The 24,541-nt window shown below is 42.1% G+C and carries 23 protein-coding genes; 13 read left to right on the forward strand and 10 right to left on the reverse strand.

Annotation, left to right across the window (positions count from 1 at the left end):
- Nucleotides 1–111 precede the first annotated feature (111 nt).
- From H8698_RS05275 to H8698_RS05290, 4 genes are all read left to right on the forward strand, one after another.
- A complete protein-coding gene (locus H8698_RS05275; protein WP_249311552.1) occupies nt 112–1,137 on the forward strand; it encodes a LacI family DNA-binding transcriptional regulator in 1,026 nt (341 codons plus the stop codon).
- A gap of 74 nt (nt 1,138–1,211) precedes the next feature.
- Nucleotides 1,212–3,416, forward strand: a complete 2,205-nt coding sequence (locus tag H8698_RS05280; protein WP_249311554.1) for a family 78 glycoside hydrolase catalytic domain — start codon at nt 1,212–1,214, stop codon at nt 3,414–3,416.
- Nucleotides 3,413–4,135: an SGNH/GDSL hydrolase family protein gene (locus tag H8698_RS05285; protein WP_249311556.1), complete on the forward strand. Its 723-nt coding sequence runs from the start codon at nt 3,413–3,415 to the stop codon at nt 4,133–4,135. The genes H8698_RS05280 and H8698_RS05285 overlap by 4 nt, the downstream gene beginning before the upstream one ends.
- Nucleotides 4,136–4,163: 28 nt before the next feature.
- The gene (locus H8698_RS05290; protein ID WP_249311558.1) at nt 4,164–4,736 is read left to right on the forward strand and encodes an RpiB/LacA/LacB family sugar-phosphate isomerase; all 573 of its coding nucleotides are present in this window, start codon (nt 4,164–4,166) and stop codon (nt 4,734–4,736) included.
- 55 nt (nt 4,737–4,791) lie between these two features.
- Here H8698_RS05290 and rpsU read toward each other — a convergent pair whose 3' ends face one another.
- Nucleotides 4,792–4,968, reverse strand: a complete 177-nt coding sequence (gene rpsU / locus H8698_RS05295) for a 30S ribosomal protein S21 (RefSeq protein WP_177677686.1) — start codon at nt 4,966–4,968, stop codon at nt 4,792–4,794.
- Nucleotides 4,969–5,229: 261 nt separating this feature from the next.
- Here rpsU and rpsT point away from each other — a divergent pair, with 261 nt between their 5' ends.
- From rpsT to H8698_RS05320, 5 genes are all read left to right on the forward strand, one after another.
- Nucleotides 5,230–5,496, forward strand: coding sequence for a 30S ribosomal protein S20 (rpsT, locus tag H8698_RS05300; protein ID WP_177677684.1), 267 nt, complete (start codon nt 5,230–5,232; stop codon nt 5,494–5,496).
- Nucleotides 5,497–5,577: 81 nt separating this feature from the next.
- Nucleotides 5,578–6,222 (forward strand): histidine phosphatase family protein, encoded by a 645-nt coding sequence (locus tag H8698_RS05305; RefSeq protein WP_249311560.1) that lies wholly within the window; start codon nt 5,578–5,580, stop codon nt 6,220–6,222.
- Between the two features lie 110 nt (nt 6,223–6,332).
- The gene (locus H8698_RS05310; RefSeq protein ID WP_249311562.1) at nt 6,333–7,313 is read left to right on the forward strand and encodes a tyrosine recombinase XerC; all 981 of its coding nucleotides are present in this window, start codon (nt 6,333–6,335) and stop codon (nt 7,311–7,313) included.
- A gap of 131 nt (nt 7,314–7,444) precedes the next feature.
- Nucleotides 7,445–7,918, forward strand: a complete 474-nt coding sequence (locus H8698_RS05315; RefSeq protein ID WP_249311563.1) for a MarR family transcriptional regulator — start codon at nt 7,445–7,447, stop codon at nt 7,916–7,918.
- A complete protein-coding gene (locus H8698_RS05320) occupies nt 7,905–9,236 on the forward strand; it encodes an MATE family efflux transporter (protein WP_249311566.1) in 1,332 nt (443 codons plus the stop codon). The genes H8698_RS05315 and H8698_RS05320 overlap by 14 nt, the downstream gene beginning before the upstream one ends.
- A gap of 52 nt (nt 9,237–9,288) precedes the next feature.
- Here the strand turns inward: H8698_RS05320 and lonB are convergent, their stop codons facing one another.
- Nucleotides 9,289–10,986 carry an ATP-dependent protease LonB gene (lonB, locus tag H8698_RS05325; RefSeq protein ID WP_249311568.1) on the reverse strand — a complete coding sequence of 566 codons (1,698 nt, stop codon included), beginning with the start codon at nt 10,984–10,986 and terminating at the stop codon, nt 9,289–9,291.
- Between the two features lie 144 nt (nt 10,987–11,130).
- On the opposite strand from lonB, the gene H8698_RS05330 reads away from it, so the two are divergent.
- From H8698_RS05330 to H8698_RS05340, 3 genes are read left to right on the forward strand one after another with little or no spacing between them, the layout of a single operon-like run.
- The gene (locus H8698_RS05330) at nt 11,131–12,102 is read left to right on the forward strand and encodes a DUF1385 domain-containing protein (protein ID WP_249311570.1); all 972 of its coding nucleotides are present in this window, start codon (nt 11,131–11,133) and stop codon (nt 12,100–12,102) included.
- Complete coding sequence (gene prmC, locus H8698_RS05335) at nt 12,086–13,015, forward strand: peptide chain release factor N(5)-glutamine methyltransferase (protein WP_249311572.1); 930 nt, start codon at nt 12,086–12,088, stop codon at nt 13,013–13,015. Before H8698_RS05330 ends, prmC begins: the two co-directional genes overlap by 17 nt.
- Complete coding sequence (locus H8698_RS05340; RefSeq protein WP_249311574.1) at nt 12,966–14,186, forward strand: CapA family protein; 1,221 nt, start codon at nt 12,966–12,968, stop codon at nt 14,184–14,186. The genes prmC and H8698_RS05340 overlap by 50 nt, the downstream gene beginning before the upstream one ends.
- Before the next feature lie 55 nt (nt 14,187–14,241).
- On the opposite strand, the gene H8698_RS05345 is transcribed toward H8698_RS05340, so the two are convergent.
- On the reverse strand, nt 14,242–14,484 hold the full coding sequence (locus H8698_RS05345) for a helix-turn-helix domain-containing protein (protein WP_249311576.1): 243 nt from the start codon (nt 14,482–14,484) through the stop codon (nt 14,242–14,244).
- 249 nt (nt 14,485–14,733) lie between these two features.
- Between H8698_RS05345 and H8698_RS05350 the strand changes: the two genes are divergently transcribed.
- Nucleotides 14,734–17,859 carry a metallophosphoesterase family protein gene (locus H8698_RS05350; protein ID WP_249311577.1) on the forward strand — a complete coding sequence of 1,042 codons (3,126 nt, stop codon included), beginning with the start codon at nt 14,734–14,736 and terminating at the stop codon, nt 17,857–17,859.
- Nucleotides 17,860–17,902: 43 nt separating this feature from the next.
- Here H8698_RS05350 and lgt read toward each other — a convergent pair whose 3' ends face one another.
- Genes lgt through H8698_RS05385 form a run of 7 tightly spaced genes read right to left on the reverse strand, consistent with a single transcriptional unit; the run spans nt 17,903 to nt 24,536 of the window.
- The gene (gene lgt, locus H8698_RS05355) at nt 17,903–18,691 is read right to left on the reverse strand and encodes a prolipoprotein diacylglyceryl transferase (RefSeq protein WP_249311579.1); all 789 of its coding nucleotides are present in this window, start codon (nt 18,689–18,691) and stop codon (nt 17,903–17,905) included.
- A 13-nt stretch (nt 18,692–18,704) separates the two neighbouring features.
- On the reverse strand, nt 18,705–20,000 hold the full coding sequence (gene yfmH / locus H8698_RS05360) for an EF-P 5-aminopentanol modification-associated protein YfmH (protein ID WP_249311580.1): 1,296 nt from the start codon (nt 19,998–20,000) through the stop codon (nt 18,705–18,707).
- A gap of 2 nt (nt 20,001–20,002) precedes the next feature.
- Nucleotides 20,003–21,286: an EF-P 5-aminopentanol modification-associated protein YfmF gene (gene yfmF / locus H8698_RS05365; protein WP_249311582.1), complete on the reverse strand. Its 1,284-nt coding sequence runs from the start codon at nt 21,284–21,286 to the stop codon at nt 20,003–20,005.
- An 11-nt stretch (nt 21,287–21,297) separates the two neighbouring features.
- A complete protein-coding gene (gene rsmI, locus H8698_RS05370; protein ID WP_249311584.1) occupies nt 21,298–22,137 on the reverse strand; it encodes a 16S rRNA (cytidine(1402)-2'-O)-methyltransferase in 840 nt (279 codons plus the stop codon).
- Nucleotides 22,138–22,149: 12 nt separating this feature from the next.
- Nucleotides 22,150–22,833 (reverse strand): tRNA1(Val) (adenine(37)-N6)-methyltransferase, encoded by a 684-nt coding sequence (locus H8698_RS05375; protein WP_249311586.1) that lies wholly within the window; start codon nt 22,831–22,833, stop codon nt 22,150–22,152.
- A 20-nt stretch (nt 22,834–22,853) separates the two neighbouring features.
- A complete protein-coding gene (recR, locus tag H8698_RS05380) occupies nt 22,854–23,447 on the reverse strand; it encodes a recombination mediator RecR (protein ID WP_249311588.1) in 594 nt (197 codons plus the stop codon).
- Nucleotides 23,448–24,536 carry a homocysteine S-methyltransferase family protein gene (locus H8698_RS05385; protein ID WP_249311590.1) on the reverse strand — a complete coding sequence of 363 codons (1,089 nt, stop codon included), beginning with the start codon at nt 24,534–24,536 and terminating at the stop codon, nt 23,448–23,450.
- Nucleotides 24,537–24,541 lie beyond the last annotated feature (5 nt).

A 24,541-nucleotide genomic window follows, 5' to 3' on the forward strand; every position in this document is an offset into this window, starting at 1 on the left:
TGATTTTTCCCGCGGTCTTGAATTGGTTAAAAATAAATTTTATATTGACAATTCAAAGTAATGTGATATACTAAAATTAATTAAAACGTTTTAAGGGAGAAAATCCAAGATATGAAAAAAAAGAGCAACCGTGTTACAATAACACAAGTGGCAGAGAAGTCTAAAGTAACAATTGGTACAGTATCGCATGTAATCAACGGTACTGCTCCCATTTCTCCTGAAGTAACCGCAAGAGTTCAAAAGGTTATTGAAGAGTTGAACTATATTCCAAATATGACGGCAAGATCGTTACGAAGCAAAAAAAGCAAGCAAGTTGGTTTTTTAGTTCCCAATTTAAACAACAGCTTTTATCCGCGGATTTTGAGTACATTTATAAATCACGCCTTTGAGCATGAATTTATTGTTCAAATATTTGGTTATGAATATTCCGTAGAGAAAGAACTTCAAGTAATGAATAACCTTTCCAGCAACAGTGTAGATATCGTGATTATCATCAATGGCATGGGAGATGAGGCCGGCATAAACCGATTGCTTGATATGCACAAAAAAGTGATATTAGCGGACCGATTTTCAGATATGAAAGGTGTAAACTGCATTTTTTTTGACAATAATCAAGCAATATTGGAAGCTGTAGCTTTAATGAAATCAAAAGGATACCGTAAAATTGGTTTTATATCAGAACCCTTGACGTTTACAAACATTCAAGAACGTTTTGCTGGCTTTCAAGCCGCCTTGTCGGCCTGCGGTTACGCTTTTGCGGAAGATGATGTATTTATTTGCGGCGGCTTTCAATTGGATGCACTTGTAAATGGCTACCATTATATGAGCAACATCTTAGAAAAGCGAGATAAAAAGCACCTTCCCGACGCATTTATCGCCACATCGGATTTGTTGGCAATCGGTACGATAAGAGCTTTAAGGGAGCACGGCTATCAGGTGCCGGGAGATTTCGGAATTATTAGTTTCGACAATATTGAAATTTCTTCTTTTGTAAATCCAAGACTTACGACAATTGAACAAAATCAGACAGATATGGGCACAGAACTCTTTCATTTGGTGCAAGCTATCAGTGAAAATAAAAATGTGAGCGATAAAATCATCCTTCCGCAGAAATTGATTATTCGAGATTCTTGTTGAGAAGTGTTATTGTTTTTCTTTTTATATATTAAAACGTTTTAATAAATTATTTAATGAATATGGAGGAAAGTGTAATGTTTGAAAATGTTTCTTTTATCAAGTCCGCAGCAGACGCTCCTGCATCATTTACCAACCGAAATTTTGCTCCGCAGTTTCGAAAGCGTTTTACACTAAAATCCTTTCAGAATGCAAAATTATTCGTTTGCGGGTTAGGATATGGCTATTATTACTTAAACGGGAAATCGGTAAGCGACGATTTATTTACAGCGCCAGTCAGCAACTACCAGCACACTCTTTGGTATAATGTATATGATGTTACGCAATTGTTGAACCGGGGAGAAAATGTTATTGCTGCTTGGTGTGGAAACGGGTGGTATAATGAAGATTTTAAAACAAGTTGGGATTTCGACCGTGCTGAATGGCGAGATGTTCCGAAAGTTATTATACAGCTTGAGGTTGACGGAGAACCAGTGCTTTCCACCGACGCTACCTGGAAGTGCAGCGTAAAGAATGCTGTTTGGTTTAATGCGCTTCGAAGCGGCGAATATTTTGACGCGCGGATCTATGATGATAACTGGAACACTTTAGAATATGACGACAGCGGCTGGGAAACAGCTGTAATTGATACGAATCAGCCTAGGGGCGCATTTCGCCAGTGCTTATGCGAACCAATTCGAGAAATAGAGTTGCTTTCGGTAAAAAACGTTCAAAAGACCGGAGATAAAAAATATGTATTTGATTTCGGACAAAATATCTCTGGTTATGTTAGGCTAAAGGCCGCCGGAGTTTCCGGACAGCTACTTACCATTCGTTATGCAGAACAATTGAAAGATGACGGCAGCCGCGAATTAAACGATATGCCAAAGCACTATCCAGAAAGTGAATTTCAAACAGATCGGTTTATCTGCTCCGGAACACCTGTGAGGTGGTCTCCAAAGTTTACATACCACGGTTTTCGTTTTATTGAAGTGTCTGGATTGAATTGTCCGGATGATATTACAATTCAGGCCGTGTTTGTGCATCAGTCGGTAGGCAGACGCACAACCTTTGAATGTTCTGATCCCTTTTTAAATCAGCTTTTTCACGCGGGAATTTACGCAACATGGTCCAATATGTTTTACCTAATTTCAGATTGCCCAACGCGGGAAAAGCTTGGCTGGGCGAACGATGCCCAAGCCTCCGCTGAACAAATTTTAACTAATTTTCATGCAGAAAATCTGCTTGAAAAATGGCTTCAGGATATTTATGACGCAATGAGGCCGAATGGAGCATTACCTGGATACATTCCCACCGCAGGCAAAGGATATAGCTGGGGGAACGGACCGGTATCCGACGGTGTTTTGTTCGAAATTCCCTACCGTATTTATCTGCATACCGCAAACGCAGAACCCCTAAAAAAATCGATACCATACTTTACACGCTACTTAGAATATTTGAACAGTATGTCAGACCAGGACGGTTTTCCTCGGTTTGGGCTAGATGATTGGGCAAGACCGCATAAATATAATGAAGAAACAGACGTTCCCGTCGAATTCATTAATGCGCTGTTAACATACCATTTTTATCAAATTCTTATCGTTTCGAAGCAGCTGTCTGGAGAATTGTCCGATGATGCAGAGCGTCAGTGTGAAAGATTGAAAAACAAAATAATTCAGCGTTATATATGCGCAGATGGCAGGTGCAAAATTAATAAACAGACTGCTGTTGCAATGATGATCTATTATGATGTGTATGTCGATCTTCTCCCTTTAAAGAAACAATTGAAGCGACTTGTAGAAGAGCATGATTTTCACCATGACTGCGGCATGGTTGGTTTGCGGCGTTTGTATTTAGCACTCAATAAATGCGGATTGGAGGAGTATGCTTATAAAATTGTAACAGCGGCCGGCTATCCTTCGTACAGGGCATGGTTTGAGCAGGAGGCGACAACGCTTTGGGAGTATTGGAATTGTGAGGATCACATAGATTCTAAAAATCATCAAATGTATTCCGATGTTTTATCTTGGATGCTAAAGACAATTATGGGAATTTCTCAAAAAGAGGGTAGTGTCGGTATGAAAATAGTATGCGTAAATCCATATTATTTTGAACAGTTAGACTATGCTATGTGTACGTATGACACCGCCAGCGGCAAGCTGTCTGTCTCCTGGCAAAAAAGCGGCAAAGACGTTAATGTATCAATTGCAGTGCCTGATGGCATGACAGTATTGTTCCATGATGAAGTGCTTACCAGCGGCAATTATCAATTTCGTGATATTGTAAAGGAGAGCTGCAAATGAAAATTATGAATCGCATTCACGAAAAGGCAAACGACAATGCAAACAAACCTGGAGTTACAATCGCATTTTTAGGCGACAGTGTGACCCAAGGCTGTTTTGAGCTATACAAAAAAAGCGACGGAAGTATTGAAACGGTTTTTGATAAAACCAATGCATATCACACGTACCTAAATCGGATTTTATCGTTACTATATCCATCCGTGCCAGTCAATATCATCAATGCCGGAATCAGCGGCGACAATGCGACTCATGGATTTGAGCGACTGGAGCGCGACGTTTTGCGGTACAGTCCGGATCTGGTAGTGGTTTGCTTTGGATTAAATGATGCAATGGCCGGATTAAGCGGCATTTCTCAATATAAAGCAGCACTAAAGAATATTTTCCTTACGTTGCAAAAGGAAACAATTGAAACTATTTTTATGACGCCAAATATGATGAATACATATGTCAGCAGTTGCATTACGGATGCTGACTGCCGGGCCATTGCAGAGGCATCACAAAGTGTGCAAAACAGTGCTGTTTTAGAAAAGTATTTAAGCGAGGCACATTCGCTGTGTATCGAATATAATATTCCGGTTTGCGATTGCTACTTTAAATGGAAGCAATTATACGAAAACGGTGTTGATACAACGATGCTTTTGGCAAACAGAATAAATCATCCTGTCAGGGAAATGAATTGGTTGTTTGCCGTTTCATTGGTTGAAACCATGATGAATTAATAATCCACAATACAGAAGGGAGAAAAAAATGAAAAAAATATGCAATAAGGAAATTTTGGTTGGTGCCGATTTTGCCGGTTTTCCGTTAAAAGAGGTTGTTGTAAAGCACCTTGAGAAAAAAGGCTGGAAAGTGACGGACATTGGAGTAAAAGCGGACTCCGATCCTAACAATACAGACCTGATGTTTCACCGGGTGGGCCTGCACGCCGGCGCATTAATTTCTGAGGGTGAATTTGAACGTGCATTGTTGTTTTGTGGAACGGGCATGGGAATTCATATTGCGGCAAGCAAATGCCCTCATGTTCACGCTGGCGTTGTTGAAAGTGTTCCTGCCGCGCTTCGTGCGGTTACAGGAAATGGTGTAAATGCATTGGCAATGGGCGCCTTTTACGTTGCACCGCAAATGGGCTGCGAAATTGCAGATGCATATCTTAATGCAGAGCTCGGCAGTGGATATGAATGGTGGACGAATTTCTATGAATTTCATAAGCTTGCAATTGACGAATTGGAGGCTTTTGACTATGATTCCTTTGTAAAAAATGGTTTTAAAGTGCAAAAGCTGGGAGATTATCCACTAAAGATGGAAACAAAATCAGAATAATGCGTAAACACATAAAAAAGCAACTGCTTTTGCAGTTGCTTTTTTATTATTTAAATTATTTAAACTTTCTTTTTCTTGCCGCTTCCGATTTCTTTTTTCTTTTAACGCTCGGTTTTTCGTAGTGTTCACGTTTTCTGATTTCAGATAAAACACCATCTTTTGCGCAAGAACGCTTAAAACGTCTTAATGCGCTATCTAAAGACTCATGATCTTTTATTCTTATTTCTGACATTACTGATTCCCTCCCTCCGCTCAAACGAGTTCGGAATTGATAAATTGAACAATTCCTCTTTGTCGCGGATTTAACTCTGCTACAAAATCACAAGAAACATTATAACCTATTTATGTATAAAATGTCAATACCAACTTAAAATATTTTTAGTTTGTTAAAATTTATGAAAAAAATCAGAAAAAATAAAAAAAACAGTTGCATTTCAAATGGAATTGTGGTAAAATACATAAAGTCAAATAAGTTTGGGTGGAGGTGAAAAATTTGCCAAACATTAAATCAGCTAAAAAAAGAGTTAAGGTTATTGAAACCAAAACCTTGAGAAACCAGATGGTTAAATCCGCATTAAGAACATATATCAAAAAATTCGAAGCACTTGCTGAGAATGGCAATAAAGCGGAAGCAGAGGCTGCTTTTAAGATTGCTGTTAAGAAAATTGACCAGGCAGTTGCCAAGGGTATTGTGAAGAAAAACACAGCTTCCAGAAAGAAGTCGCAGCTTGCACTCAAACTCAATAAAATTGGTGCATAAAAAAGAATGTTAGAGCTGAACAGTTAATTCTGTTCGGCTCTTATTTCGTTATTTTAAGCTTAAAAGGGGAGTGATCATACAATGTCTACTATATTGATTTTTGTGCGGCACGGTGAAAGCGAGGGCAATCGGTCCGACTCTTTTAACGGCCACGTTAATGTGCCGCTGACGGATTTGGGCAAACGCCAAGCTCAAAAAACAGCTGAATTTTTAGACCGTTATAAAATAGACGCAGTGTATTCCAGCGATTTAGCTAGGGCTTATGAAACAGCTAAATTTACGGCAGACAGGCAGGGGCTTACAGTTGTAATCTCAAAAAATCTGCGGGAAATTAACGGCGGAGATTTTGAGGGTGTGAAATACAGCGAAATTGAAGCACGGTTTCCAAACGAATATCATGACTGGCGAAACGACATGGGAAACTGCCGATGTCCTAACGGTGAAAGCGTGCGGGAACTTGCCACGCGTGTAAATCAAGAGGTTATTGCAATTGCCGAAAAACACAAAGGACAAACTGTTTTGATCGCGACACACGGCACGCCTATGCGAGCCATGTCAACCGTTTGGTTTAAAAAGGACATTACAGACATCAGAGATTACGACTGGGTGAAAAATGCGTCCGTCACTGTGGTAAACTATGACGACCTAAAAAATCCCAAAGTGGAATTGTACGACGAGCACGACCACTTAAATGGCCTTTTAACAGAGCTTCCTGCTTACATATAACGGTTTTGGCTTGACAAATCGAAACGGAGAAGCTATAATAAAGTTATACCCAATTATACAAAATAAGAATTTTGTATAATTGGGAGAAGACAAAAACAGGAAGTGGTATTATGCAAAGCAAACAGATGCTCGACGAGGCGCCATATTACTTAAAGGATTTTATTATGTACATGGAAACCATTAAAGGCAAATCGGAAAAAACGGTTGATGAATACTTTTTCGATTTAAGAACTTTTTTAAGGTACATGAAGGTTTTAAAAGGTCAAGCTCAAATTGATGATTTCGACAACATTTCCATTCGTGATATCCCCATTGAGTTTATCCGTGAAATTACTTTGCATGATTTATATGAATACCTTTCCTATACGCTTCGGGAACGTTTAAACAACGCAAACTCCCGGGCACGCAAAGTTTCATCTTTAAAATCATTTTTTAAATATTTGCTCAATAAGGCAAAACTTATTGCGTTTAATCCCGCTGCTGAGCTTGACGCGCCAAAAAAACCGAAAACTTTGCCAAAATATCTTTCTTTAGACGAGAGCAAAAAACTTTTGGAAAGCATTGACGGCACGTATAAATATCGGGATTATGCAATTATTACCATTTTTTTGAACTGTGGTCTGCGGCTTTCTGAAATGGCCGGGATTAATTTAAAAGACATTCACGAGGACAAACTTACAGTTTTTGGTAAAGGCGCCAAAGAACGCACCGTCTATTTAAATGCAGCCTGTGTAAATGCAATTTCAGATTATGTGAAAAACGAACGCCCCAAGGATGGCATTAAATCACCTCACAAAGATGCTTTGTTTTTGAGCAGGCTGAACCAAAGAATCAGCGTAAAAACCATTCAGCATATTGTAAAAAAGCATTTGGAGGCAGCCGGGCTGGACACCGCAAAATATTCCGTTCACAAACTGCGCCACACCGCTGCAACGTTAATGTACCGATACGGTCATGTCGATGTGCGTGTGCTTCAGGAAATACTTGGCCACACGGATTTATCGACCACTCAAATTTATACGCATTTAGATGATGAACAGCTTCGCAGTGCGTCTATGGCAAACCCACTATCTGAAATCAACAAAAAATAAAGAAGATATAAAAAGCAGACGGCATTAAAACCGTTCTGCTTTTATATTTTTTGTTAAAAACTTATTGACATTAATACGATTTCGTATTATAATATATATTCAGTACGATTTCGTATTATAAGGAGGACACGATGGATCAAAAATATGAAATAGTTAGGCGCATTATGCTTGCAACCAATAAAATAGATGGTGTGTATTACCTTTTTGGAAAAAAGTGCGGCATTAACGAAAACACCCTTGCATTTTTTTATGCGCTCGCTGACGGAAAGCCACATTCACAAAAAGAAATTAGTGATGAATGGATAATCCCCCGCACAACGATTAACTCTATCGTTAAAACTATGCTTGCCAGGGGATCTATTCAATTCTGTTCGGAGCATCACACAAAGGAAAAAGCCATTGTTTTGACGGAAACTGGCAAAGAATATGCAGATAAATATTTGACTGATATTTATTTGGCAGAAGAAAAAGCCATATCCAGGACCTTACAGAAATTCAAACCCGAATTTGTTGCAGCATTAGAAGAGTTCAGCGATTGTTTGCACGAAGAATTCCAGGAAATTTTTCAGTACGAAAAGGAGCAGATAAAGCATGAACAGTTCTGATTTATACGCAAAGGTTTCGCCATTAAAATTATTTTTTATGATCGCCATTCCCGGTGCAATAAGTATGATTGCTTCGTCATTGTGGGGATTATTTGATGGTATTTTTGTTGGCAATTTCTTGGGTGAAACCGCTTTTGCCGCTCTCAATTTAGCGTTTCCATTTGTGCTGATTAATTTTTCATTGGCAGACTTAATCGGTGTCGGTTCCTCGGTTAATATATCAATATTTCTTGGCAAAAAACAAAACGAGGAGGCAAACAATTATTTTACTTGCGCTTGTTTGATGATTTTTGCAACGGGAATTGTTGTAGGCGCTGTTCTGTTTTTCTCCGCACCGCTTCTTATGCAACTTATGGGGGCTGATGACGATTTGGCAGCTATGGCAATTCAATATATACGGGTATATGCACTCGCATCGCCATTTACAACAATGACTTTTGCTGTTGATAACTTTTTACGTATCTGCGGAAAAATCAAGAGCAGTATGGCGCTTAATATCATTATGTCAGTTTTGATTTTGGGATTGGAGTATCTTTGCCTTTCCGTGCTTAAAATGGGTATCAGCGGCTCTGCCGCTGCAGTTAGCGGCGGAATGTTCATCTGCACTATAATTGCACTATATCCGTTTGTGAGAAAAAAGCTGACTTTGCGTTTTTGCAAACCGCACTTTGCCTTACAAATGGTACGCCAAGTTATAGCAGGCGGCAGCCCGAATTTTTTGAGTAACGTTGCCGGACGTTTGACCTCTATCCTGATGAATATTGTTCTTCTTAAAATTGGCGGTACAATGGCAGTGAGCGTATATGGCGTTTTGGTTTATGTTGGAGATACGCTCCAACAGCTCTTATATGGAACTTGCGACGGCATGCAGCCGGCCATTGGATATAATTGGGGCGCTAAAAATATTGGAAGAGTTAAAAGCCTTATTCAATGCTGTGTTGCAGCCTGTGCGGTTATCTCTATCGGCGGAACAGTGCTTATGCTCGTTTTCCCGGAAAAGATTGTATCATTGTTTATGCAAAAAAATGAAACTGAGCTGCTTAAAATGTGCGCATATGCTTTGCCGTTATACAGTTTTACATTTTTAACAAGGTGGTTTGGGTTTGCCGTTCAGAACTTTTTGGTTGCGTTGGAAGTGCCGCTCCCCGCAACGATACTTTCCGTTTCTAATGCCCTTATTATCCCAATTGTATTGCTGCCGGTTTTGTGGCCGCTGAAATTAGATGGAATATGGCTAAACACACCGATTACATCTTTGCTTGTTTCTGTACTTGCACTGATCTTTTTTATCCGTCTGCGAAAAAAGATGATAGAATAGAGTGAAAAAAGCGGGAAAAGTCATTAAACCTTTTCCCGCTTTTCATATATATTTAACTTAAAACGTTATTGCCCGAAACGCTCTCAGCAGTTAAGACCTGTTCACCAGTTACGGCATAGTGGTTATTCTCCGCTGTGTCAAGACTGTCTTTAAATACCGCTGCCATAATTTCGTCAATGTTTTTAACAGGTATCACCGCAATACCCTGGGCGTGTAGAAAGCTTCTGTCGTTATCCTGCGGAATATAAACCCGTTGCGCACCTGCCTCTTTCGCCGCGGCGACCTTTTCCGCAACACCGCCAACCGGCATTACATTGCCAAATATTGAAATTTCACCTGTAAAAGCAATGTCGTTCCGCACTGGAATATGGTGAATTGCCGAAAACAGTGAAACAAGGATTGCCGTTCCGGCGGAAGGACCGTCTACTGGCATACCACCGGGAAAATTCAGATGAATGTTGTAATCCTTTGTGTTCGTGTGCAGCTTTTCAGCCAAAACGGTAATTGCATTTTCAATGGAAGCTTTCACGGTGCTTTCCCGTTTTAAAGACTGTCCCCTTCTCTCGATGGTTTCACTCTCCACCACGCCCGTTATTTTAATGGCGCCCTTGCTGGGCTCACAGGGATTTGCCTCGGCCTCAATGGTCATCACAGTTCCCATGTTGGCTCCATACACCGCCAGGCCGTTAACGCGCCCAATCAGTTCGTCTTTTGTCACCTTAATTTCTGCCCTCGGTGTGCATCTTGTGGACTCTGCCACCCATTCTACGTCCTCTAAAGTGATTCTTGTCCTGTTTTCAAGAGAAGCACAGGAGCCGGCCGTCTGAACAATGTTCACTGCGTCGCGGCCGTTGTCGGCATATTCGGAAAGCCGGCTAACCGCTTCGCGGCTGATTGAAAACCCGCCTTTTATTGCTGCATTCTCGCTGATTTTCATGATTTCTTTTTTTGTCAGCGGTCTAAAATAAATTTCTGTGCATCTGGAGCGCAGCGCAGGAGGAATTTCTTCCGGAGAGCTGGTGGTTGCAGCTACCAGCCTAAAGTCGGCAGGCATTCCCTTTTGAAAAATTTCGTGAATATACATTGGAATCTCACGATTATTCTTTGCATAGTAAGCTGACTCGAAATAAACCTTTCTGTCTTCTAAAACCTTTAAAAGCTTGTTCATCTGCACGGGATGCAGTTCACCAATTTCGTCGATAAACAAAATGCCGCCGTGCGCTTTTGTAACTGCACCGGCTTTGGGCTGAGGAATTCCCGCAGGCCCATATGCCCCGGCACCCTGATAAATTGGGTCGTGCACAGAGCCCATTAAAGGGTCTGCAATGCCCCGTTCGTCAAACCGCATGGTGGTGGCGTCCATTTCCACAAATTGTGCATGGCTTCCAAAGGGAGACACTGAATTGGCAACCGCTTCTTTCAGCACCGTTCTTGCCGCGGCGGTCTTCCCCACTCCCGGCGGTCCATAAATAATGACGTGCTGAGGATTTTTTCCGCACAGCGCCGCTTTTAAAGCCTTTAAACCGTCTTCCTGACCCACAATTTCCTCCAGCGAGGAGGGGCGTGTTTTTTCAGACAACGGTTCGGTTAATGATGTTTTTTGCATTCTGCGCAGCTTTTCAAGCTCGCCGTTTGCATCTCTATGAATACTGCTCTTTGTGCTTTTCTGCGATTTCAGCATGGTATAAAAATAAATTCCCATAACGCATAAAAGCCAAAGCTGCACAGCTGTCATAATAACATTTAGCATAATAAATTCCTCCCATCTACAAAATTTAGTATTGACAGATAAAGTTCTTTTATTTCAAAAGTTAATAAATTTTTCATTGTTTTTTCCTTCTATATATGGTAAAATAAGATGATAAAATTATTTTAGAAAGCGCAGGTAAAATGCATGAGCCGAAACGAATCGAAATCCTGTCACATCACCAGCATTGGCGGACAGGCTGTTATAGAAGGCGTTATGATGCGCGGCCCGAAAGAGACCGCCATTGCAGTCCGCAAGCCGGACGGAGAAATTATTGTTGAGAAAAAACCTATCAATTCATTTGTTCAGAAATTTAAAATTAATAAAATTCCCATTGTTCGCGGTGTCTTTTCTTTCTTTGAGTCACTGATTGTGGGCACGAAAGCGCTGATGTTTTCTGCTGAATTTTATGATGTGGAAGACGAGGACGATAAAAAGAAAAAAGAAACCATGACCGCTGAGGAACTGGAAGCTTATAACAAAAAAAACGACAAGATGATGACCGGAGCGATTTTCGTATCTGTAGCGGTTGCACTGATTTTCGGCATCGGCGTGTTTATGCTTCTGCCAACCTTTTTGGTGGGCCTGCTGCGGGACTATGCACATTTAACCAACAACATCGCGGCAACGCTTTTAGAGGGCGTGGTGCGCATTGTTATTTTCGTCATTTATATTTTGCTGGTTTCAAAAATGAAAGACATTCACCGTGTTTTTCAATATCACGGCGCCGAGCACAAAACCATTTTCTGTTATGAAAACGGCGATGATTTAACTGTTGAAAACGTGAAAAAGCAAGGAAGACTGCACCCGCGGTGCGGAACCAGCTTTTTAATTTTGGTTATGATTATCAGTATTATTGTGTTTTCATTTGTGTCTTGGGAAAATCCCATTCAGCGTGTAATAATCCGCTTGCTTCTGCTTCCGTTGGTAGCAGGCCTATCCTATGAACTGATTAAATTTGCCGGCAGGCACAGCGGCGCGATTGTGGATATTATCAGTGCGCCGGGAATGTGGCTGCAAAAAATCACTACCGCAGAACCGGACGAAAGCCAGATTGAAGTTGCGATTGCATCTTTAAAAAGCGTGTTAACAGGGAATAAAAATGACGATAAGTGGTAATGGAACCATTGGGGAGAGCTTAGCTCAGGCTACAAAATTGCTGCTTGCGGAAAATGGATTTACATCGCCGCGTTTAGACTGCGAGGTTCTGCTGGGTCACGTGCTTCACTGCTCCCGAATTGATCTGGTTTTAAATCGTGAGAAACGGTTAAGCAACGAGGAACAAAACACTTTTGCTGCCATGGTAAAGCGGCGGCTGAACCATGAGCCCGTGAGCTATATTACCCAGTCAAAGGAATTTATGTCGCTGGACTTTTTTGTTGAACAAGGTGTTCTAATTCCCCGGCCGGAAACGGAGATGTTGGTGGAATTTATCATAAAAACGTATGAAACGGCAGACAATGTTTCCATCCTTGATTTATGTACCGGAAGCGGCGCGATTGCCGTAAGTCTTGCTTATTATTTAAAAAATGCCCGGTTAACCGCGGTGGATAAATTCGACGTCTGCATCAATGCCGCATTAAAAAATGCGGCCCGCTACGCGCTGTCAGAGCGCATCTCCGTGATTCAGACAGATATTTTAAATGGGCTTCATGCTGATCAAAAACATCACTGTATTGTGTCAAACCCGCCATACATAAAAAATGCCGACCTCTCTTCCCTACCGATCGATGTCAAAAACTTTGAACCCGAATATGCCTTAAACGGCGGCGGAGACGGGCTGGAGTTTTATCGGATTATTACGGCGTTTGCGGCAGAAAACCTTTTTTCGAATGGAAAACTGGTGTTTGAAATAGGTTTTGACCAGGGCGGTGCTGTAAAAAAAATAATTGAAGAAAACAGCGCATTTCACTCTATCACCATTACAAAAGACTTTGCGGGGCTGGACAGAATGGTTACCGCAGTGAAAGGGAACGAAGCATATGGAAAGAAACTCTGCCCGAGCGGAATTAAAACGGCAAAACACTATTAAGCGCATTGTTTTAGCATGTTCTGTGGTTATCGTTGTGGTGCTGGCCGGAATTGGCACAACCAAGCTGACACACCATTTTGACAATGGCAGCGCCCAGGTTTCGCAAACGGTTAAAACCAACAAGAAAAAGCAGCAAACAAACGAACTTTCGTTGGTGATGGTTGGCGATAACCTCATACATATGCCGTTAATCAGCGATGCGCAGGAGGAAAACGGAAGTTTAAATTTTGGCGGTCTTTATGCAGAGATGGCGTCCTATTTTCAGGCGGCCGATCTATCGGTGATTGTGCAGGAAACAATTTTGGGCGGAAAATCGCTTGGCTACTCTGGCTATCCTTTGTTTAACTCCCCTCAGGAGGTTGGCGACGCAGTTGCAAATGCCGGATTTGACATTGTGCTTTCTGCCACGAACCACGCGTTGGACAAAGGAGAAAAAGGGATTGTAAACACGTTGGAATTTTGGAAAAAGCATCCTGGTGTTACCGTGCTTGGCTTAAACCAATCACAGGAAGATTATGACGCCGTAAAGTATATTGAGAAAAACGGCATTAAACTGGCCGTGCTGAATTACACTGACAGTACCAACGGAATATCTCCGCCGAAATCGAAAGAGTATTTAGTGAACAAAGTAAACCGTGATAAAATTGAAAAGGATTTACATACAGCCGAAGAAAATGCGGATTTTACCGTTGTGTTTATGCATTGGGGCACGGAATATAGGTTTTCCGCCGATGATGGACAAAAGGACCTGGCACACTTTATGACGGAGCGCGGGGCCGATTTGATTATGGGCTCGCACCCCCATGTGGTGGAGCCGGCGGAATGGATTGAAACCGAAAACGGCGGCAAAGCGTTGGTGTTCTATTCCTTAGGAAATTATGTGTCCCGTCAAAAAGAGGCGGCAAACCTGGTTGGCGCAATGGGAAAGGTAAAAATATGCTCCAATGAGGAACGCGGAACTTACATTGATTCTGCGTCTGTTATGCCTACCGTAACGCATTATAATGCAAACTCAAGGGAGTTTCGTGTATATCCGTTGAAAGATTATACCGACGAACTGGCCGAAAAACACGGTGTGGCACAATACGACGGCAAAGTGAGCGTTGACAGATTTAAAAAGGTCTTTGATGATGTGTTTGGCGACTGCACCGCTGTTACGGTCGAAAATTAAATCTATTTGCAAAAAAGCACCGACACATAAAATAAATATGTCGGTGTTTTTATTTTTATTTTATTTCTTGTTCCAGCTCTCTGAAAATTTCTGTTTCAAAAAAATCAATTAATGTAATACCCAACCCGTCACATATCATTTTCAGCGTAACAATACCCGGATTTTGACTTTTACCATATAAAATATTTTTGATTGTTGATGGTGCAATGCCAGATTCGGTCGCTAATTTATGAATTGTAAAGTGCTTTTCCGTACATAACGACAATATTCTATTTTTCACTGCTTCATACGTATTCATATATATCACCTCATTTAAGTTATAGGCTAATTATAGACTTTTATACTTGACAAGGTAGGCTATATATGATACAATATTGGCTATAAATAGTCTTTGCTTTGCATTATAATTTCTGTTTTATAATTTGATATGCGACTTTTTTATAAATTATTAGTAATATTTTATATTGATTATTTTTGAAGAACAAGTTAAAATAAAATTACCGGGAATAATTTATCATACATCCACAAAAAGAAAGGGGAACAAGAGATGAAAAAATTTTTAACCGCGTTACTCACGGTGGCAATGCTTTTTGGAACGCTGCTGCCGGTAACGTTTGCCGCTGACAGTTGGGTGGAAAACCCAGACATTAGCGGTGCAGATTTGAAGTTCGGCATGATAGGCGACTCACATGTAACATCAGACAGTTCAATTTTAAGCTGGTTTCAAGAATCGCTCACTGCCCAGAAAACCATTGGCGGCGGAACGCTGGACGCTCTTGCATTAACTGGCGACGTGATTTATCAGAATAAATCTGATGAAGTTATTACGGACCGTTACGATTCCGTTATGACGTCGTTAGACAATGCCGGATACGGCTCAGACGAGGGAGAAGTTCCTTTTGTATTTGCAATGGGAAATCATGAATTTCCGCAGAACGGCAGTTTATCTGCAGAAAAGGTTCAGGAGTCAAAAGACTTGTTTGTAACAAAAACAGGTCAATCATTGAACTATCAAACCACAATTAAAGGCTATCATTTCATTGCTGCCGCGCCGGAAAATTATAACCTTGCTTACAGCAGTGAAACTGAAACCTGGCTGAAGGAGAAAATTGACGCTGCCATTTCAGAAGACAGCAAGAAACCAGTGTTTGTGCTTCTGCACGGTCCGATTCAGGGAACCGTTTTCAACAATCACATCAAAAGCTATTCAGATGAGTTCTTAGCATATTTAAAAACAAAACCACAGGTTGTGAACTTAACTGCCCACTGGCACGTTCCGGCTCAGCTGCCGCAGACCATTTGGCAGGATGGCTTCACAGTCTTTCAAACCCCGCTTACAGGCGGCGGCTATTTAGAAGAATTAAACTGTACGTCAACCGGAAACATCAGCAGCGTACACCAGTCCTCGATGATTGCCGTGAAAGACAATGTGGTTAAAATTTATAAGCTTGACTTAGTTACAAAAGAGCTTATCGGCGAACCCTGGGTTATTGATATTCCGTCGATCGTGTCGGATATGACAGACGAAGACTCAACCAATGACACAGAGCATTACCTTTATTCTGCTGACAAGCGTCAAAACTCCGCGGTACCCGAATTTCCTGCCGGTGCTGAAATCACTGCTACGCCTGTTGGGAATGGCATTACCGTTACCTACCCAAACAATGCAACAAATTTGGAGTCAGGCAGTCAACAGGACGGATTTGTGAGAGCTTACAAGGTAGAAGTCACAAATGAAAGCGGTTCGGTTCTTTCCTCTCAAACATATCAGGCAGATTTTTACTTGCCGGAGAGCAGCAGGGCAACGAGTTGCACAAGAACCATCGGCGGACTGGGTTACGGAGCAACTTTCAATGTTAACGTTTATCCCATGAGCCCGCTGGGAGTTTTTGGCACTCCTCTTTCAGCTACCTGTACCACTGAGGATAATTCAATTCCTGCAAATGCAATTAGATATGAGTTTGAGGATTATTACCCCATAACGAGTATTATAAAAACCAGCACTCTTGCAAGTAACGGAAAATTAGTATCATCTAGTCAGGGAGGTACCGTTAGTACTGGTCACGTTGCAAGAACTATAGACGCATCGTGTACCTTTGAAATTAATCTACCTGTAGGCGGAGAATATAACTTGGAATATACCCTCGGCGACCAATGCAGCAATGATTATGTCAGCGTCGTTACGCTGCTCATTGACAATGAAACAATCGGTAAAAACGACAGTTCCTATGCTGAAGACATTTCTGCTGGTAAATCGTATCCGTGGCAATATATTCCGATGCGAATTTACCGGAAAAGTGTTACGTTAAGCAAGGGAACACACACGGTGAAACTTCAGGTAGACGCACCTATTGCTACCTCACAGCCTAATCTGTTCTGCGCAGACTACTTGCAGTTCACCCCAAAAACGGCCTCAATTTCTCAGAACAAAGTGACCACGCTTGAATTTGAAGACTATGCAGACGATTTTGTAGACGTAACACCCAACGTAAAAACAGGAACCAGCCAAACAAGCGGCAGCGGATATATTCACTTTGATACGGCGATCAGAACAGAACCCGTTACGCTTGACATCCCGGTTTCTGTAGACGCGGAAGGTAGTTATAACTTTAAATATGTTGCATCTGGTAATAGTTTTAGCGTCACAGAGTTATATTTAGATGATGCTGAAACACCGTTTTGGACGAAAGAGGGCAATAATGGTGTCGCTTTGGAATCCGAAAAGATTGACAACAAATGGACATACTTCGACCAAACATGGCACCAGGCTTATCAGTATGATTTTTCAGCCACTCTGCCCTCCGGCGAACACACCATTCATTTAAAACTGCTGACAAGGCCGGCTGAGAACAGTCAACGAGACGTCTGCATTTGCATGGATTATCTTAAAATTATCCCGCCCGAAATGCTTGCCATCAAAAAAGATGCCGCAACCAGGATTGAATTTGAGGATTACCAAAAGAATTTTTCCATTCTTCAGAACGATGGCTCAACTCATACGCCGAATATTTCATCTACTACACGCTGCAGCAACGGGAAGTATTTGGGGATTGATAGCACTGATAACCTTGCGGCGAATGACTACGAAACTTTTATAATTCCGATTACCGTAGAGCAAGCAGACAATTATGATATAGAATATGTGATTAATGATAACTTCAGTAGCTATGATATCTTTTTAAACAGCATCAACGGCCTTTGTCTGAGCAACAATGTGACGACATATGCGGACACTGAAAAAGATAGTGACGGCAAATATACTTACTTTAATAGCAAATGGGCTCCGGCCACTTTTCATAACGGCACAGTATTTCTTCCAGCCGGAGACCACAATCTTATTTTCCGGATTGAAAAGCGCAGCTCTAGTGCCGACTATGCACTCTATTTAGACTATTTAGAGTTCAGCCCTGCTGATAGCTTTGCTATAACAGACGGCACAGCAACCGCAAAGGCAACAATGGCTGAAGCTGTAACAGGCAAGGCAATTTTAGCACTTTACAACGACAAAGAGCTTGTTTCCACTGGATTTACCGATGTAGCAGACGCAGCCGTTGTAACGGCATACGCGTCCGTGCCTGCTTCTGCAACCATTACACACGCAAAGCTGTTTGTGTGGAGCGACTTAGAAAACTGCATTCCGCAGACAGCAGCAAAATCATTTACAGTTAAGTAAAAGTATAAAAGAAAGCCCCGCTCTCATGCGGGGCTTTCTTCTTCTATATCAGCGTTTTCTGCTTTCGCTTATTTACAATGATTAAAACAATTCCAGAAATAACACAGGCGACTGCAACGATTTGTGAAATACGGAAAGGCCCTAAAAATAAACTGTCTGTTCTGAGGCCCTCAATCCAAAACCGCCCCAATCCGTAAAGCGTAATATAGCTTAAAAACGCTTCTCCGCTGAACGACATCTTTTTGCGTCGTAAGACCATGATAAGAAACACGCCCATATTCCAGAGGGACTCATATAGAAATGTGGGATGAACCGCAATTCCTAAATCTAAAAGCTCCATGCGCCACGGAAGGTCTGTAATGGCACCGTATGCCTCCGCGTTTACAAAATTGCCCCAGCGGCCAAATATCTGGCCGATTAAAAGACCGAATGCACCAATGTCAAAGGCCTTTAAAACACTAATTTTTTTCACTCGGCAATAGATATATGTAGAGAGGCAGGCGCCGATCACAGCGCCGTAAATTGCAATTCCGCCTTCCCAAATTTTAAATATATCCATCAAATTATCCTTGTAGCTGTTCCACTCAAAAATTACGTAATAAAGCCGCGCACAAATGACGGATGACGGCAAGCCAAAAATTAAAATATCTAAAAGATTGTCTTTGGAAATCCCATAGTCCTTTGCAATGTGCGTACAATAAAGATATGCCATCAAAATTCCGGCGGCAATGATAACGCCATACCAGTGAATGGTTAACCCAAACAGCTGAAAAGATTCTCTCACCATAAACGGCCCAAGCCGAAGCCCCGGGAAAGCAATTGCATTTACCACGATCATCCCCTCCTTATTTTTTCACCGGTTCAATAATCGAAAGTACAGCCAGGTCTTTTAAAAATCCATGGTTAAGCCGCCTGTTAATATCGTCTAACGTTACCGTTTCGATTACGTCGATATAATCGAACAGCCCAACGTTATTAAAGGTGTTTGCCAAAAATCCGTGTGCAATGGCGTTAATATTATCAAACTGCTTTACAAACCGGCCAAAAAATGCTTTTTTGAGCCGCTCAAAGTCAGCTGCTTGAATTCCCTCTTCTTTCAGCTTTTCAAGGCCCTCAAATACCACCTCGCGCACTTGTTCAGGGTTGTTGCTTTCCCCAGAAACAGATGTAAAGCTATAGTCCTTTTCACATTCGGTTTCATAATCTAAAAAGCCCATGATAAGCCCCTCGTTATATAGCTTATTATAAATATAGCTGGTTTTGCCAAAGGCGACCTCCATGATAAAAGAAAACTCAATGTTTTTCTTTAAAAGCGCCGGTCCGTTATATCCTGTGTCGGTATCTTTAAAACCCAGCATAAATGTGGGAACAGACACGTCTAAAGATTGCTTCACCGTGTTTTGCACCACTTTTTTCGGTTCATTTCCATAATCTCTCACAGGTTTTCCCGGCAGGATTTCATAGTCAGTAATAACTTCATCCACACAGGCACCCACCTGGTCAGGCGTAGCCTCGCCGATTACAAACAGCACCATGTTAGACATGTTATAAAAATTACGGTAGCACTTATACAGCAGATCTTTGTCAATTTTACTGATGGATTCCACAGAGCCTGCAATGTCGTTTTTCACCGGATGCTGTTCATACATGGCGCTGAGAAAATTAATCATGCATCTCCAGTCTGCATCGTCGTCATACATCTTAATTTCCTGACCGATAATCCCCTGCTCTTTTGCCACGTTTTCATCTGTAAAATAGGGCTTGCACACAAAATCCAGCAAAATTTTTAAGTTTTCAATGACGTTCGCAGTACACTCAAACAGATATCCCGTCATGTTAAAGCTTGTAAAGGCATTGGCATTTGCACCAAATTTTGCATACTCCGCAAACACATTTCCGCCGTCGGGCTGTTCAAACAGTTTGTGCTCTAAAAAGTGCGCCACGCCGTCGGGCAGCACCGTAGGCGTTGTTTCTCCCGGCGCAGTAAATTTATTGTCCACAGAGCCAAAATGCGTGCCAAAAACCGCATAACTTTTGCTGTAGCCGGATTTTGGCATGACATAAACCTTTAAACCGCTTTTATGGTTACCGCTGTAGAGCGTTTCGTTCAGCTGTTTAGAAAAATGTTTTACAAATTCCATTTTTATTTTTCCTCACTTTCTTTTCCCGTCAGAAAATAAACCATTTCAAGTGAAACATTTTGGGCAACTGCAACCACGTCTTCCGGAGTAACTTTTTCAATTTCTGCAATATACTCCTCTAGGCTGATTTGCGTGTTTGTAATGGTCTGCCCGAGGTAATAGTCGCAAAGATATGCGATGCTGTCGCCAATTGTCCGCAATGAATTCACAATACTTTTCACCGCAGCATCGAATTCTGTTTCAGTAAATTTGCCCTGCTTCATCAAATCAACCTGGGCAAAAATTTCGTCTAACGCCTGTTGTTTGTTGCCGCTTTCAATTCCTGCCGATAGAATCATCAGCCCTTTAAACCGTTCCAGCCTGGAACCGGCATAATATGCCAGGCTCAGCTTCTCTCTCACCTCGTTAAACAGCTTGCAGTGGGCTCCGCCTCCCAAAATTCCATTGTAAACCATCAGCTTGTAATAGTCCTTGCTGGTGGGAGAAACCGATGTTTTATACCCCAGGCAAAGTTTTGCCTGCGTCACGTCGAACCGTTCCGTCACCTCTTTGCCGCCTAAGTTTTTATGATACAAATCAGGAACCGGATAGGTAAAATTTGCAAATTGAATTGCTTCAAACCGCTTTTGTGCATAGGCACAAATTTTGCTCACGTCTGCGTTTCCTGTTACAAAAATATCAATCGGCCCGGTCTTAAGCAAATTCTGATAGAAGGCATATAATTCTTCTGCATCAATGTTCTCCACTTTCTCTGCGCTTCCCAGCTCATGAACAGAATATACGTCGCCCTCACACATGTTTTCAATTAACCGCCAAACGGAATAGGCCCGTTTTTCGTTTACCAGCGCGTTGATGTCGTTCATTAAATTTGCCTTTTCCTGACTGACATAGGTTGGGCAAAATGCACCGTTTTCTAAATATGGGTCTAACAGCATGTCGAACAAAAATTCCAACACCTTGTCGAAGCAAGCTTCCCCCTCCGGCAAATATGCGTCGTCTACAGCAGTAACTGCAAACGTTAAAATCTGGTCAATGCCCTTTCGTTTAATATCCGTTGAAAAAGACGCTCCAAAAAGACCCTGAAGATAAGCCGACATGGAAGGCTCATCCGGAAACTTCCTGCTTCCACGGCGCATAACATCTGCTAAAAGCGCACACTTTGAAGCAGTTTCCTCCTTCAGCTCGTTATGGATATTAATACTCACATAGGTTGTTTTAAATTTATTTACCGGGATATAATATAAATTTAGTCCCTGTTTCAAATTAAAGCATTTCACACTGTCCATATCCAATCTCCTCAATTCTTTATTGTTTCCGCATAAATTTCCCGCTTGGAAACACCGCGGTCCTGCGCAACCTTTTTCATTGCCTCTTTTTTATCCAAGCCCGCCCGCATATAATAATTAATATGCTCCAAAACGGACATATTATCAAAAACTGTTGTCTCTTTTGCATCTTTCGCCCCTTCCACCACAAGCACAAATTCACCTTTGGGCGGCACATCTTCAAAATGGCTGATTGCACCGCTGATGGTAGTATATAAAAATTCTTCATATTTTTTTGTAAGTTCGCGGGCAACAGTAATCTTTCGGTCACCAAAATATTCCAGCATGTCGCGCAGAGTGTTTAAAAGCTTGTGGGGCGCTTCATAAAAAATGAGCGTATATTTGCTAAATTTCACAGAAGATAAATGGTCAATCCTGCTCTTTTTATTCACGCTTAAAAAGCCTTCAAAGGAAAAGCGCGATGTGGGAAGCGAGGAGCAAATCAGCGCATTAATTGCCGCAACTGCACCGGGAATGGGAACAACACGAATGTGCTCGTCCACACAGAGCCTTACAATGTCCTCACCGGGGTCAGAGATGGCCGGCGTGCCGGCATCTGTAACCAGGGCGGCGTTTTGCCCGTCTTTTAACCTTTTTATAATTTGTTCGCCGCGCTCTCTGATGTTGTGCTCATAATAGCTGATCATGGGTTTGCTGATTTCAAAATGGTTTAACAGCTTAAGGGAATGCCGCGTGTCCTCCGCCGCAATGAAATCCACTTCCTTTAAAATTCTCAGCGCCCTGTATGTAATATCCTCTAAATTGCCAACCGGCGTTGCAACCAAATATAATACGCCTGCTTGTTCGCTCATAAACGTCCTCCGCTAAAAATTGACATACAGCGGTTTTGTTACAACAATTCCGCTGTTCCTGTCCTTTTGTCCTTCAACCAAAACCAATGACGGCGCGCTGTTCGGCCCAGCGCACACCCAGGTCATTTTCTTCGGTTCAATCTTATAGTTTCTCATCAGCACAAAAATATCCACAAGCCGTTCCGCCCTGTGCACCATATAAAACCGCCCGCCGCTTTTAAGCAGAAAGGCGCTGGAGCGCACAACGTCCTCTAAGGTGCAAAAAATTTCGTGCCGCGCAATCTGCACGCTAAACGAGCCGTTCATTTTGCCGGTACCCTTTACCATATATGGCGGATTGCAGCTCACGACATCGAAACTGCCGCTGGCAAACATCATTTTTACGTCTTTTAAATCGCCGCAAATTACTTTAATTTTATCCTCCAGGCCATTTAGCGCAACCGACCTGTTTGCAATTGCACACATCTCTTCCTGAAGCTCTAAGGCGGTAAAATCAGCGCATTTTGTATATTTGCAGAGCAAAATCGGAACAATTGCCGTTCCGCTGCACAGGTCTATCACCTTTTCCTTTGGCTTTGCCGCAATAAATTTCGCCAAAACCGCGGCGTCTGTTCCGTAACAGAATTTCGTTTTGTCCTGAATGATTTGAAATCCGCCGCCCAAATCCTCAATCCGTTCATTTTCGTTCAGCACCATAAAAAGCCTAAGCCTTTCTGTTAAATTTCATGCCGGCCTTCCAGCGCCCGGGTAATCGTAATTTCGTCCGCATACTCAAGCTCGCCGCCAACGGGCAGGCCGTGGGCAATTCTGGTAACCTTAATGCCAAAAGGCTTAAACAGCTTAGAAATATACATTGCCGTCGCCTCGCCCTCAATGGTTGGGTTCGTGGCCATAATAATTTCGCGGACCGGTTCTTTTTCCGTCCGCACCAACAGTTCTTTTATTTTAATATCATTTGGACCAATTCCGTCCATCGGGGAAATCACGCCATGAAGCACATGATAGACACCGGAAAATTCTTTTGTTTTTTCCATAGCCAAAATGTCTTTCGGATTTTCCACCACGCAAATCACACCGTGGTCCCGCTTGGTATTTGCGCAAATCGCACAAGGAACGCTGTCTGTCAGAGACTGACAAACCGGACAAAAGGTTATTTTCTCTTTTGCCGCCAAAAGTGATTTCGCAAACCTCTCCACCTGGTCCTTCGGCTGTTTTAAAATATGGAAAGCAAGCCGTTCTGCCGACCGTTTTCCAATTCCGGGAAGCTTGGCAAATTCCTCAATCAGTTGTGCAATTGGAAGTGCATACATTTAAAAATCTCCTTCTTGTCCGCTTAAAATCAATGCGCCATACTCTTTTGCAGTTATCTCGCCATATTCGTCAGACTTCACCGCTGCCCTGCCCGGATAGGCAAAAACTGCCCGTTCTAAAATATCAATTTCCTTAGACAGAAAGCAAACAGGCGGAAGTCCTGCCTGAATCAATTTTTCAATGACAAAATCCACTTCTGAAAGCTTGGATACCTTTTCTAAATCAATTTCAATCAGTTTGGTGTTTTTTCCTATCGTTCGGTTTTCAAAGTCAAAAAAACAAATCTGGTTTTTGCCGCAAACCGCATTCACCGTTGGAAAATCGGGCATAAACGGCTCAAGCTGCCACAGTTCTTTGGCAATTTGCGCCGTAAAGCGTGCGTCGGCTCCTTTGCCAGCGCCAAACATGACACACTTGTTATTCACAAAATCCTGCGCATACTGGGCATATTCCGTGGGAGTGATGAAACCGCCTGCGCCGGGAAACACAAAAAGCGGAACCGAGGCAAACTCTTTCATTTCTAAAAGTATGTCTAATGCGAGGTCACAGTCTTCTGCCATAACTCCTAACGCGCTGATGCCAAGGCTTTGAAGCGTTATCACAGACGAAGCAATATTGAATCCGTCGGCAAGATGCAGATTGTTTTGAAAATCCAGCAAAACACAAACCGGCAGGTCGCACACTTCTTTTACGGCATACACTGCATATTTTGCCTCTGCAAGGGTTTGAAATCCAAACAAAAACATCACGGCGCCAGGGGCATTTTCATAAAGAAATGCGGCCTCATTTTTTATAATTTTGCAGAAACCGTCAACACTGAGCGTACCGCCGGAAAAAACGGTTCGCTCCTTTGGCGGTGCGACGGCGCTGCACACAAAAGCATGCTCTTTGGCAGCGTTCTCCGTTTGGCGAAACGCCTCAAGCTTTTCCGCTTCTTTAGAATAGAGATAGGTTGGCGCAATGAAAAAGTTTGCGCCGCTGTCTAAAAACGCGCCAAATGTTTGATATATGTGCTCTGTTCTTTCAAAAAATGCAGCAGGCAGAAGCACGTTAGACTTTGTAATCTGTTTAAACTGTTCTTTTGTCATGTTGC

Source organism: Congzhengia minquanensis, assembly GCF_014384785.1.
Lineage (GTDB): Bacteria > Bacillota > Clostridia > UBA1381 > UBA9506 > Congzhengia > Congzhengia minquanensis.